Consider the following 11,331-nt stretch of genomic DNA (forward strand, 5'->3'; position numbering starts at 1 on the left):
CACAGCGTTGGCGGCCACGCAAGTGCGCGTCGGTACTGGATAAAACCGACTTGTCCACAGCCGATGGCCACCTCTACTACGACCACCAGTTATAAAAGTGACCATAGAGAAGAAGAAGAACGCGCCTGCGGAAAATCGGCCCCACACCGGTGCAGCACCGGCCCACGGCAGCCCGCTGCCCCAGGCCACGGGGCGGCGCTATGCTTGCCCAACCCCTCAGGCAGCACTGCGTCCATGAAAGACTCCGACCTCACCACCCGCCTCCTGCACGCCGACCGCCGTTTCGGCGTGGAGCACGGCGGCCTGCACAAGCCCATCCACACCTCGGTCCAGTACGGCTTCGACCGGGTGGAGAACCTGATCGGTGTCTTCCAGGGCACCCTCAAGGGCGCCTACAACTACGCCCGCCAGGGCACGCCGACCACGGCGGCGTTGGAGGCGCTGCTCACGCAGATGGAGGGCGGGCGCGGCAGCATCTGCTTCTCGACCGGCATGGCGGCGATCGCGGCGGTCTTCTTCACCCTGCTGCGCGCGGGTGACCACCTGATTGCCAGCAAGCACGTCTTCGGCAACACCAACAGCGTGTTCGGCACGCTGGGGGACTTCGGCGTCGAGGTCAGCAAGGTGGACGCCACCTCGGTGGCCGGCGTGGCCGCCGCGCTGCGCCCGAACACCCGCATGGTGTTCGTCGAGACCATCGCCAACCCCGGCACGCAGGTGCCGGACCTGGCAGCGATCGGCGAGTTCTGCCGCGAGCACGGCCTGCTCTATGTGGTGGACAACACCATCACCTCGCCTGCGCTGTTCCGGCCGGCCAGCGTCGGCGCCGGCCTGGTCGTGAATTCGCTCACCAAGACGATCGCCGGGCACGGCGCGGCCCTCGGCGGCGCCGTGACCGACACCGGCCGGTTCGACTGGAGCGGCTACCCCAACCTCTTCGGCGCCTACCGCACGGGCGACGCAGGCGGCTGGGGCCTGGCGCAGATCCGCAAGAAGGGCCTGCGCGACCTGGGCGCCGCGCTGGCGCCCGAGCAGGCGCACCGCATCTCACTGGGCGCCGAGACGCTGATGCTGCGCACCACGCAGTCCAGCCGCACGGCGCTGACGCTGGCGCGCTTCCTGGAAGCCCATCCGGCCGTCGCGCGGGTGCATTACCCCGGGCTGGCCTCGCACCCGCAACATGGCGTGGCCAGTGCGCTGTTCAGCGCCGGCTCCTGGCTGCTCTCCTTCGAGCTGAAGGACCCGTCGACGCTGAGCGCGACGATGAACCGCCTGCGCCTGGCGGTGCTGGCCACCGGCCTGGGCGACACCCGCACCCTCGTCATCCCGGTGGCACCGACGATCTTCTGGGAGGCCGGGGCCGAGGTGCGCGCCGAGATGGGCATCGCCGACGGGCTGATCCGCGTCTCGCTGGGGCTGGAGGACGAGGCCGACGTGATCGCCGACTTCGCCCAGGCGCTGGGCGGCGACTGAACCTGCCCGCGTGGCAAACTGCCGCGGTGAATCTCGCAAAGCGGGGCAGGCGGCAATGCGGATCAGGAAGGGGCTGTGGGCACTCGGTATGGCCTGCCATCTCGGGGTCGCGGCGTGGGCCGCGCCTGCGCCGCCTCCGTCTGCCAGTGCCCCGGCCGCATCGGGGGCGCAACTGGCGACCCGGGCCCTCACGGTCGTGCTCGACGACAGCTTCCCACCCTACGTGATGCGCGACGCCGCGGGCGAACTGCAGGGCTACCTGCCGGAGCGCTGGCGGATCTGGCAGGCGCGCACCGGTGTGGCGGTGCAGCTGCGGGGCATGGACTGGGCGCAGGCCCAGCAGGTGATGCGCGAGGGCGGCGCGCAGGTCATCGACACCATCGCGCGCACCCCGGCGCGCGAGGCGCTGTACGACTTCTCGGCACCGCACTCCGAGCTGAAGGTGATGCTGTTCTTCCGGGCGTACCTGTCGGGCATCACCGATGCGGCGTCGGCGCGGGACTTCACGGTGGGCGTGAAGGACGGTGACCGCTGTGTCGACCACCTGGCCGCCGCCGGCGTGCAGCGGCTGCAGCGCTACCCCAGCTACGCGGCCCTGGCGCGCGCGGCACTGCGCCAGGAGGTGGTGGTGTTCTGCATGAACGAGCAGCCCGCCGACGACCTGTTGACCGAGCTCGGCCTGCGCGACGCCTTCATGCACACCGCGCCGCTGTACACCAGCGAGCTGCGCTGGGCGGTGCGCAAGGGCGATGCCGGCACGCTGGCGCGGGTGAGCGACGGCTTTGCGCGTATCGACGCGCAGACCCAGGAAGCCCTGCAGCGCAAGTGGTTCGGCGAGCCGCTGAGCGGCCCGTTGCCCGCCTACCTGGCCTACGCGGGCTATGCGCTGCTCACCGCCGCCGGCGCCCTGCTGGTGGAGGACAACGAGCTCAACCAGGAGGTCGCCCTCGAACTGCTGCGCGACCTCGGGCTCGAGGTCGACCTGGCCCCCGACGGTGCCAAGGCCCTGGCGCAGGTGCAGCGCCGGCCCGACGACGTGGTGCTGATGGACATGCAGATGCCGGTGATGGACGGCCTCACCGCCACGCGCGAGATCCGCCGCCTGCCCGGCCTGGCCACGCTGCCCATCATCGCGATGACCGCCAACGCCATGAGCAGTGACCGCCAGCGCTGCCTGGATGCCGGCATGAACGAGCATCTTGCCAAGCCGATCGACCCGCAGCTGCTGGCAAATCTGCTGCACCACTGGGTTCCCGCGGCGTCGCCCGCCCGCGCCAGTGGGGCGGCGCCGGTCCCGGCACCGCCCGAGGCGGGTGAGGCGGCCGATTCGGGCCTGTCGCTGGGCGGGATCGCCGGGTTCGATGCCGCGCTGGGCCTGCGCCAGTCGCTCGGGCGGGAGGACCTGTATCGCCACCTGCTGGCCTCCTTCGTGCAGGGTCAGACCGGTGTACCGGTGCGAATCGCCGCCGCCTGCTCGGCCGGTGACTGGCTGACGGCCGAGCGGCTGGCCCACACCCTCAAGGGGGTCGCCGCCCAGGTCGGTGCCACCACGGTCCGCAGCGTGGCCTGGGCGGCCCTGCGAGCGCGCCTGCTCGAAGCGCTGGAGACGGGAGATCCGCACAGCCTGGCGCTGTTCGACGAGCATGCCGCGCAGCTGCGCGCGGTGCTGGGCAGCAGCTTCGAGCGGGTGGCTGCGGCGGTGCGCAGCTTCGAGTTCCTGTCCGCGCTGGACGACCTGCGCCAACTGCCTTGAGGCAACCGGCCTGAACCGGCGTGCGCCGTCCGCCCGCGCGTCAGCGCCGGTCCGCGGCCGTCAGCTGCCAGGTGACCCAACCGCCGGCCAGGTCGGCCACCTCGCTGAACCCGGCCTGCGCGAACAGCCGCGCCCAGGCCTGGCTGCTGTTGCCGCTGTAGCAGTAGACGAGCACCGGGCGCGAGCGGGGCTCCTCGCGCAGCAGGGCGTCGTGGTTGTGACCGTCCAGGCGCATCGCACCGGGCAGGTGGCCCTGGGCATGGCGGGCGCTGTCGCGGGCATCGAGCAGCAGCGCGTCGGGATGGGCGGCCAGCCACTCGGGCAATTCGGCGGCGGTGAGGCGGCGGTGGGTCATCGTCGATCTGGCGGGTATCGCCAAGGGGTGGGGTTCAAGTGAGCGGCGCCGGGGATCGGCGCCGGCTGTCGAGGTGGGATGCCAGGGCCCGCGTGGTGGCCGACAGCCAGCGCTCCTCGCGGCTGACCACGACGAGGTGGCGTTCGGCCCAGTCCTCGGCCAACGGACGCAGGACCATCCGCGAGGCGCCGATTGGTGAGACGGCCACCTCGAAGGGCAGGATCGCCAGCCCGAGCCCGGCCGCGACGATGCGCGCGCCCGCCTCCAGGCTGGCCACCTGCATGCGCGGCGCGTAGTCCCGCCCGAGCAGCGCAGCCTGCTGGCGCAGCAGGCGGTCCAGCTGCCCGCCGGGCACGATGCCCACCTGCGGGTGGTCCAGCAGGTCGGCAAAGCGCAGGCTGTCGCGCTGGGCCAGCGGGTGCCCGGCCAGCATCGCCACGCCCAGGTGGTCACGCCGGTAGGGGCGCTGCGGCAGGCCGCGGCTGTCTATGCGGTCCCAGGTCACGCCGAGGTCGGCCGCGCCCTCGCGCACCTCGCGCACCACGTCCTGGCCGGCACGCTCGTCGAGCGTCACGCGCACCTGCGGGTGCTGGGCGAGGAAGGCCGCCACGTCGTCGGGCAGCCAGCCGGCCAGCACCGAGGCGCTGGCCACCACGCGCACACTGCCCTGCACGCCGGCTGCGAAGTCGCTCAGCTCGGCGTGCATGCGCTCCATCGCCGCCAGCAGCTCGCGCGACTGGCGCAGCAGCGCGTGCCCGGCCGGCGTCGGCTCCACCCCGCGGCGCGCGCGCAGCAGCAGCGGGGCGCCGATCTGCGCCTCCAGCGCGGCCAGGCGCTTGCTCACCGCCGAGGGCACCAGCGCCTCGCGCTGGGCAGCGCGCGCGATGTGGCCCTCCTCGCAGATCGCGACGAACAGGCGCAGGCTGACGGGGTCGAATTCACGCGGCACGCTCGGTCCGTTCTCCGGGGGGACTGGGGAAAACACGGGAGTTTCGTTCTCAATGGGAACGCTGAGGCTGAAAATATATCGCTTGGATCCCGATCGGGAATCCAGACAATGCCCAGCATGGCAACCCCACCTTCTCCGGCCACCGCCGCCGACCGTTTCCCCGCCGTCACCATCCGTGAGGTCGGCCTGCGTGACGGCCTGCAGGCCATTACCCGCACTGTGCCCACCGAAGTCAAGCGCCAGTGGTTGCAGGACGCTGTCGACGCCGGCCTGCGCGAGGTCGAGGTCGGCTCCTTCGTGCCCGCCCGGCTGCTGCCGCAGCTGGCCGACACCGCCGAGCTGCTGGCCTTTGCGAAGACGCTGCCGGGCCTGACCGCCTCGGTGCTGGTGCCCAACCTGCGCGGCGCCCAGGCGGCGATGGAGGCGCAGGCCGACTGGATGCTGCTGCCGCTGTCGGCCAGCCACGCGCACAGCCTGGCCAACCTGCGCCGCACGCCCGACGAGGTGCTGCGCGAGATCGAGGCCATCCGCGCCGCGCGCGACGCCGCCGGCTCCGCCTGCCGGCTGGAGGTGGGCCTGAGCACCGCCTTCGGCTGCACCATCCAGGGCCGCGTCGACCCCGCCGAGGTGCTGCGCCTGATGCGCGCGCTGGTCGATCTGGGCGTGGAGCGCATCGGCCTGGCCGACACGGTGGGCTACGCCAACCCGGCGCAGGTGGCGGCGCTGTTCACCCTGGCCTTCGAGATCGCCGGCAAACCTGAAGAGGGGCGCCTGGCCTGCGGCCACTTCCACGACACCCGCGGGCTCGGGCTGGCCAACGTCTACGCCGCCTGGTCGGTGGGGGTGCGCCGCTTCGATGCCTGCGTGGGCGGCATCGGCGGCTGCCCGCACGCACCGGGCGCCAGCGGCAACGTCGCCACCGAGGACGTCGCCTACCTCTTCGCCAGCATGGGGCAGCCCACCGGGCTGGACTTCGAGCGGCTGATGGCACTGCGCGGCCACCTCGCGACGTGGCTGGAGGGCGAGCCGCTGCATGGCAGCATCTGGCGCGCCGGGCTGCCGAAAACTTTGACCCACCCCCGTTGCGGCTGACGCCGCTCCCCCTCAAGGGGGCGCCACCAGCAGACCGGCAGAGCCGGATCCGCGGTGGCCGCTGGCTGAATTCGACCGGAGACAACGAGATGAGCACCCAGACACCCTCCCCCGCCCCGATCCGCCCGCTGGCCGGCCTGAAGGTGCTGGAGTTCACCCACATGGTGATGGGCCCGACCTGCGGCATGGTGCTGGCCGACCTGGGCGCCGAGGTGATCAAGCTCGAACCCATCGGCGGCGAGAACACGCGCCGGCTGGTGGGCGCCGGGGCCGGCTTCTTCCCGATGTTCAACCGCAACAAGAAGAGCGTCGAGGTCAACCTGCACCACCCCGACGGCGCGGAAGTGGCACGCCGGCTGGCGGCCAGCGCCGACGTGGTGATTGAGAACTTCAAGCCCGGCACCATGGCCAAGTACGGGCTGGACTACGCCGCGCTCGCGGCCGTCAACCCGCGGCTGATCTACGTCAGCCACAAGGGCTTCCTGCCCGGGCCCTACGAGCACCGCACCGCGCTCGACGAGGTGGTGCAGATGATGGGCGGTCTGGCCTACATGACCGGCCGCCCCGGCGACCCGCTGCGCGCGGGCACCAGCGTCAACGACATCATGGGCGGCCTGTTCGGCGCCATCGGCACGCTGGGCGCGCTGGTGCAGCGCGGGATCACCGGCCGCGGCATGGAGGTGCAGTCGGCGCTGTTCGAGAACAACGTCTTCCTGGTCGGCCAGCACATGCTGCAGTACGCCGTCACCGGCCAGGCCGCCGCGCCCATGCCGGCGCGCCACAGCCCCTGGGCGATCTACGACGTGTTCACCGTGGCCGAGGGCGAGCAGATCTTCCTGGCCGCGGTGAGCGACGCGCAGTGGAAGGTGTTCTGCCAGGTGCTCGACCTGCCCGATCTGGCCGCCGACCCGGCGCTGGCCAGCAACAACCAGCGCGTGGCCAAGCGCCCCCGCCTGCTGGCCACGCTGCGCGAGCGCTTTGCCCACCGCAGCGCCGCCGATCTGGCCGCGGTCATGGAAGGCGCCGGCCTGCCCTACGCGCCGATCCGCCGGCCGGAAGACCTCTACGACGACCCGCACCTGCTGGCCACCGGCGGGCTGGCGGACATCGTGCTGGCCGATGGCGAGCGCGCCGGCCAGACGGTGCAGACCACGCTCTTCCCCTTCACGCTGGACGGCCAGCGCCTGGGCGTGCACCTGCAGCCGCCGCGCCACGGGGAACACACCGACGAGCAGCTCGCCCGCCTGGGCTATGGTGACGCCGAGCGCGCTGCCCTGCGCCAGGCCGGCGCCATCGCCTGAAGCACGACAACCACCCTGACAACGATTCCGACAACATCCCGACGGAGACCGCCCCCATGACCGACCGCCGCACCGCCCTGCACACCCTCGCCGCCGCAGCGCTGGCCACCCTGCCCGGCTGGGCCGCCGCCCAGTCCGAAGGCAAGGTGGTGAAGTTCATCCTGCCCAACGCCACCGGCTCGGGCGTGGACGCCATCACCCGCGCGGCGCAGAACGCGCTGGCCAAGGCCCTGGGCGCCACCGTGGTGGTGGACAACCAGCCCGGCGCCGGCGGCGTGGTCGGCCTGCAGTCCATCGCCCGCGCCGCACCGGACGGCCACACGCTGGGCGTGGTGTCCAACAACGTGGTGATCTTCCCCAGCGTGCTGAAGTCCCTGCCCTTCAACATGCCGGGCGACTTCACCCCGATCGCCGTCTGCGGCTACACCCCGGTGGTGCTGGTGGTCAACCCGGCCCGGGTGGCGGCCAAGAACTCGGCCGAGTTCGCCGCGCTGCTCAAGAGCCGTCCGGGTGAGCTGAACTTCGGCTCCGGCGGCAACGGCACCATCCTGCACCTGGCCGCCGAGATGTACCTCGACGAGGTCAACGCCAAGGCGCGCCACATCCCCTACAAGGGCGTCGGCCCGATGGTGACCGACCTGATCGGCGGGCAGATCGAATTTGCCACCGCCGCGCTGCCCAGCGTGCAGCAGCACATCAAGAGCGGCGCGCTGCGCGCCATTGGCGTGGGCACGACGCAGCGCGTACCGGCTGCGGCGGACATCCCCACCTTCGTCGAGCAGGGCGTGCCCGGCTACGTGGTGGAGGCCTGGTTCGCGGTGATCGGCCCCAAGGGCATGGCCCCGGCCGAGGTCAAGCGCGTGCACGACGCGGTGGTGGCGGCCTTCGCGGATGCCGGCGTCAAGGAGACGATGGCCAAGCAGGGCAACGTCATCAACGTCTCGACCAGCGAGGTCGCCCAGCAGTTCTTCAAGACCGAGCTGGCCAAGTACGCCGCGCTGGTGAAGAAGGCCGGCGTCGAGGCTCAGTAGCCGTTGCGGCCAGGCTGTCCCCGGGCCTGCACGATCGGCCCGGGCGCCGTACGATGAGGCGGATGAACGCCCCCTCCTCCTCTTCTTCCCCCACCTCCGCTGCAGCGGACGCCGCCACCGTCGTCCGCATCGACTTCGTCTCCGACGTCTCCTGCCCCTGGTGCGCCATCGGCCTGCATGCGCTGGAAGCCGCGCTGGCTCGCGTGGCGCCGGCCATCCAGGCCGAGATCCACCTGCACCCCTTCGAGCTGAACCCGCAAATGGTGCCGGAGGGCGAGGACGTCATCGAGCACCTCACCCGCAAGTACGGCCGCAGCCCCGACGAGCTGCGCGCGACGCAGGACATGATCCGCGAGCGGGGCGCCGCGGTGGGCTTCGAATTCCGCAAGGGCGCCCGCTCGCGCATCTACAACACCTTCGACGCCCACCGCCTGCTCGCCTGGGCCGAAACCGTGCAGGGTGACAGTGCCCCGGCCGGCGCCGCGCTGGCGCTCAAGCATGCGCTGCTGCGCGCCTACTTCACCGAGGGCCTCAACCCCGGCGACCGCGAGCTGCTGGCCCAGCGTGCCGCGGCCTGCGGGCTCGACGAGGCGGAGGCACGCGCCGTGCTGGCCAGCAACCGCCATGCCGACGAGGTGCGCGAGCGCGAGCGCCAGGTCGGCGAGCTGGGCATCCACTCCGTGCCGGCGGTGATCCTGAACCAGCGCTGGCTGATCTCCGGCGGGCAGCCGGTGGAGGTCTTCGAGCGCTCGCTGCGCGAGGCGGCAACGGCACCCCACCCGGAGCCCACCCCCGCGGCTTGATCCACCCCGTCCGGACCCGGACAACCCTGTGGACCGCTGCGGCACAACCAGGCAGCTATCCACAGCCCTACCGGCGATCGCCGACTTGTTGCCGATCGCTCCCGCCGCCGTCCACGGGGCTGCGCACACGCTTGTTTTGCAGCCAAGGTGTTGATCCAGCAGGGCTTTCCGGACTTGTCCACAGAAAGGTGCCTGCTCTATTACGACTATCAGTCTTATAAAGGAGAGATAGAAAGAAAGAGCGGGAGCCTGTGCAAACCGGGCCGGCCACCGGCCGCCGGGGCCATGCGCAGCAGCCTGGTGCACGTTTTTTCAGTGCCGACCGTGCAGTGGCGACAATGCGGCGTTCCCGCATCCGGCCGCATGACCCCTGTATGCCCATGACATCGCTGCTGCTGCCATCCCGCCCGCGCAAGCACCTGCATCCCCACCTGCACCTCGATTCCCTGCCCGGCCGTCGCAGTGGGTCGGCCGTCAGAGTCAAGGTCAGGGCCTGGGCCGCCGCCATCGGGTGTGCCCTGTTCAATTGCCTTGCTCCGGCCCATGCCGCCGAGCCACCGGCACCCATCCCCACCTTTGGCGACTCGCCCTGCGTGGAGCGGCCCCAGCCGGCGGCCTCCGGCCAGCCCCCGGCGCCGCCCGCGCGCATCCCCGGCCTGCGCTACGAATGCCATGTGATGACCGGTGGACAACCGCTGTTCGTCGGCCGCGCCGGCCCGGCCGATCCACCAGCGAATCTGCCGGTGCTGCTGCTGATCCACGGCCTGGGCCAGAACGCCCACACCGACTGGGCCGAGCCGGTGCAGGCGCTGGCGTCGCGCTTCCAGATCGTCGCGGTCGACCTGCCCGGGTTTGGCGCCTCGCCCCCGCCGCTCGGCCCCTACGCCTTCGACACCCTCGGCCGGCAGCTCGCGCAGCTGGTCACCCGCCTGGCGCCGGGGCGGCGCGTGCACGTCGTCGGCCACTCGCTGGGCGGCGCGGTGGCGCTGCACTTTGCCCACCGCCACGCCGCGCTGGTCGACCGGCTCGTGCTGGTCGATGCCGCCGGCCTGCTGCTCAAGCAGGTCTTCATGCGCCACATGACCGCCCAGGCGGTGCCCTCCACCGGCGTGGCGCCGCTCGACGCGGTGATCCGCGGCATGGGCGGGCGGCTGCGCGACCTCGGCTCCTACCTCTTCCTGGGCCAGGACGCGCGCTTCGACTTCCTGCCCTGGCTGATGGGCAACCCCCAGGCACGCAAGGCCCTGCTGGGCGGCGTGGTGCAGGCCGATGCCGCGATCACCCTGGTCGAGCAGGACTTCACCGCCGCCCTGCGTGAAACCACCGTGCCCACTACGCTGATCTGGGGCTCGGAGGACCGCATCGCGCCGCCACGCACCGGCCGCATCCTGGCCGCGCGCATGCCCCAGGTGCGCCTGCAGGTCATGGCCGGCGCCGGCCACACGCCGATGGCCGAGCGCCCCGGCGAGTTCAACCGCCTGCTGCTGGACGCGCTGACCGGCCCCGTGCCCCCGCGCAGCGCCGGTTTTGCGCCCGGTACCACTGCCAGCACCCGCAGCCAGGGCGAGCTGACCTGCCAGGCCCAGGACGGAGCGCGCTACAGCGGCCGCATCGACAAGCTGACCCTCAACGGCTGCCGCAACGTGCGCATCGAAGGCGCGCAGATCGGCGCCCTGGTCCTCAGCGACGCCCTGGCCACCCTCGACGACAGCAGCATCGACGCCGGCCGCGGCGTGGCCATCGACGCCCGCAACAGCGAGCTGATCGTCACCACCTCACGCATCCGCGCCCGCGTGGCCATCCGCGCCGAGAACAGCTGGTTCGACCTCGCCGGCGTCAGCCTGACGGCCAGCGAGGCCGCCATGCAATGGCGCGACGCCACCAGCCGCGCCTTCTTCTCGCTGAGCGACTGGGACGCCCCGGAGCACCGCGGCGACGCGCACTTCATGTGGCCGCGCACGGCGGCGGGGGCGCAGGGGTCGGGGCGGTGAAAGTCGACTTCGAGCAGGCGGCTGGCGGAGAACAGCCGGTGGGCCAGGAGCGGCCGGGGCTGAGTCAGCTGGCCGGCTGACCCGCCGCTCAGGCCCCGCCCTCCGGCGGATGCACCTTCGCAAAGGTCAGGATCACCTCTCGCACCAGCTTGCGCTGCGGCGCGGGCAGCTGCAGGTAGGCGTCCACCGTCTCGCGCTCCTGGTAGGTGAGCTTGTCTTCCCAGCGGACCTTGTACTGCTGCACCGTCCTGGCTACCTCCGGGCCAAAGCGCAACACCTGAGGCTCCACCTTCAGCCACTCGGCAAGGACCTGAAGCTTGTCCTGCGACGGGATGGCTTGGCCGTTCAGCCAGCGGCTCACGGCCTGGATGGTCACCGGCGCGCCCCAGTAGCGGGTGTTGAACTCGCGCTCCAGCACCGACGGGCGCAGCGGATAGCCGGCCACTCGCATCGCCTCGCGCAGCCGCTCGGAGAACTCCAGCTTCTCGTTCATGAACAAATAGTTCAATTCCGAGGGGCTGAAACTGAACTGTCTGTTCAGTTGTTCCTAAACTTCCGGTTGAGAACCACGTCAACCGGATGT

Annotated in this window: 10 protein-coding genes; 7 read left to right on the forward strand and 3 right to left on the reverse strand. The window is 71.6% G+C overall.

Going from position 1 to position 11,331, the window contains the following annotated elements:
* Positions 1-234 precede the first annotated feature (234 nt).
* The gene (locus NGK70_RS01630; RefSeq protein ID WP_251971646.1) at positions 235-1,473 is read left to right on the forward strand and encodes a cystathionine gamma-synthase family protein; all 1,239 of its coding nucleotides are present in this window, start codon (positions 235-237) and stop codon (positions 1,471-1,473) included.
* A gap of 196 nt (positions 1,474-1,669) precedes the next feature.
* Positions 1,670-3,226: a response regulator gene (locus NGK70_RS01635; RefSeq protein ID WP_251971647.1), complete on the forward strand. Its 1,557-nt coding sequence runs from the start codon at positions 1,670-1,672 to the stop codon at positions 3,224-3,226.
* A 40-nt stretch (positions 3,227-3,266) separates the two neighbouring features.
* On the opposite strand, the gene NGK70_RS01640 is transcribed toward NGK70_RS01635, so the two are convergent.
* Both NGK70_RS01640 and NGK70_RS01645 read right to left on the reverse strand, forming a co-directional pair.
* Complete coding sequence (locus NGK70_RS01640; RefSeq protein WP_251971648.1) at positions 3,267-3,581, reverse strand: rhodanese-like domain-containing protein; 315 nt, start codon at positions 3,579-3,581, stop codon at positions 3,267-3,269.
* A 34-nt stretch (positions 3,582-3,615) separates the two neighbouring features.
* Positions 3,616-4,566 (reverse strand): LysR family transcriptional regulator, encoded by a 951-nt coding sequence (locus tag NGK70_RS01645; protein ID WP_251971649.1) that lies wholly within the window; start codon positions 4,564-4,566, stop codon positions 3,616-3,618.
* Between the two features lie 81 nt (positions 4,567-4,647).
* Here NGK70_RS01645 and NGK70_RS01650 point away from each other — a divergent pair, with 81 nt between their 5' ends.
* The 5 genes from NGK70_RS01650 (at position 4,648) to NGK70_RS01670 (ending at position 10,748) form a co-directional block, all read left to right on the forward strand.
* A complete protein-coding gene (locus NGK70_RS01650; RefSeq protein ID WP_251971650.1) occupies positions 4,648-5,622 on the forward strand; it encodes a hydroxymethylglutaryl-CoA lyase in 975 nt (324 codons plus the stop codon).
* Between the two features lie 89 nt (positions 5,623-5,711).
* Complete coding sequence (locus tag NGK70_RS01655) at positions 5,712-6,923, forward strand: CaiB/BaiF CoA transferase family protein (RefSeq protein WP_251971651.1); 1,212 nt, start codon at positions 5,712-5,714, stop codon at positions 6,921-6,923.
* Between the two features lie 56 nt (positions 6,924-6,979).
* On the forward strand, positions 6,980-7,954 hold the full coding sequence (locus NGK70_RS01660) for a Bug family tripartite tricarboxylate transporter substrate binding protein (protein WP_251971652.1): 975 nt from the start codon (positions 6,980-6,982) through the stop codon (positions 7,952-7,954).
* Positions 7,955-8,016: 62 nt separating this feature from the next.
* Positions 8,017-8,757, forward strand: a complete 741-nt coding sequence (locus NGK70_RS01665) for a DsbA family oxidoreductase (RefSeq protein WP_251971653.1) — start codon at positions 8,017-8,019, stop codon at positions 8,755-8,757.
* 374 nt (positions 8,758-9,131) lie between these two features.
* Entirely contained in the window at positions 9,132-10,748 is a 1,617-nt protein-coding gene (locus tag NGK70_RS01670) for an alpha/beta fold hydrolase (protein ID WP_251971654.1), read from the forward strand.
* Positions 10,749-10,836: 88 nt separating this feature from the next.
* On the opposite strand, the gene NGK70_RS01675 is transcribed toward NGK70_RS01670, so the two are convergent.
* Positions 10,837-11,241 (reverse strand): helix-turn-helix domain-containing protein, encoded by a 405-nt coding sequence (locus NGK70_RS01675; RefSeq protein ID WP_251971655.1) that lies wholly within the window; start codon positions 11,239-11,241, stop codon positions 10,837-10,839.
* Positions 11,242-11,331: the final 90 nt, after the last annotated feature.

The organism is Sphaerotilus microaerophilus, assembly GCF_023734135.1.
Taxonomy (GTDB): domain Bacteria; phylum Pseudomonadota; class Gammaproteobacteria; order Burkholderiales; family Burkholderiaceae_C; genus Sphaerotilus; species Sphaerotilus microaerophilus.

Bases quoted from the DNA above. Each gene is read 5' to 3' on its own strand.
- NGK70_RS01675 (WP_251971655.1), bottom strand. From the start codon at position 11,241: ATGAACGAGAAGCTGGAGTTCTCCGAGCGGCTGCGCGAGGCGATGCGA.
- NGK70_RS01660 (WP_251971652.1), top strand. From the start codon at position 6,980: ATGACCGACCGCCGCACCGCCCTGCACACCCTCGCCGCCGCAGCGCTG.
- NGK70_RS01655 (WP_251971651.1), top strand. From the start codon at position 5,712: ATGAGCACCCAGACACCCTCCCCCGCCCCGATCCGCCCGCTGGCCGGC.
- NGK70_RS01670 (WP_251971654.1), top strand. From the start codon at position 9,132: ATGCCCATGACATCGCTGCTGCTGCCATCCCGCCCGCGCAAGCACCTG.
- NGK70_RS01665 (WP_251971653.1), top strand. From the start codon at position 8,017: ATGAACGCCCCCTCCTCCTCTTCTTCCCCCACCTCCGCTGCAGCGGAC.
- NGK70_RS01630 (WP_251971646.1), top strand. From the start codon at position 235: ATGAAAGACTCCGACCTCACCACCCGCCTCCTGCACGCCGACCGCCGT.
- NGK70_RS01640 (WP_251971648.1), bottom strand. From the start codon at position 3,581: ATGACCCACCGCCGCCTCACCGCCGCCGAATTGCCCGAGTGGCTGGCC.
- NGK70_RS01650 (WP_251971650.1), top strand. From the start codon at position 4,648: ATGGCAACCCCACCTTCTCCGGCCACCGCCGCCGACCGTTTCCCCGCC.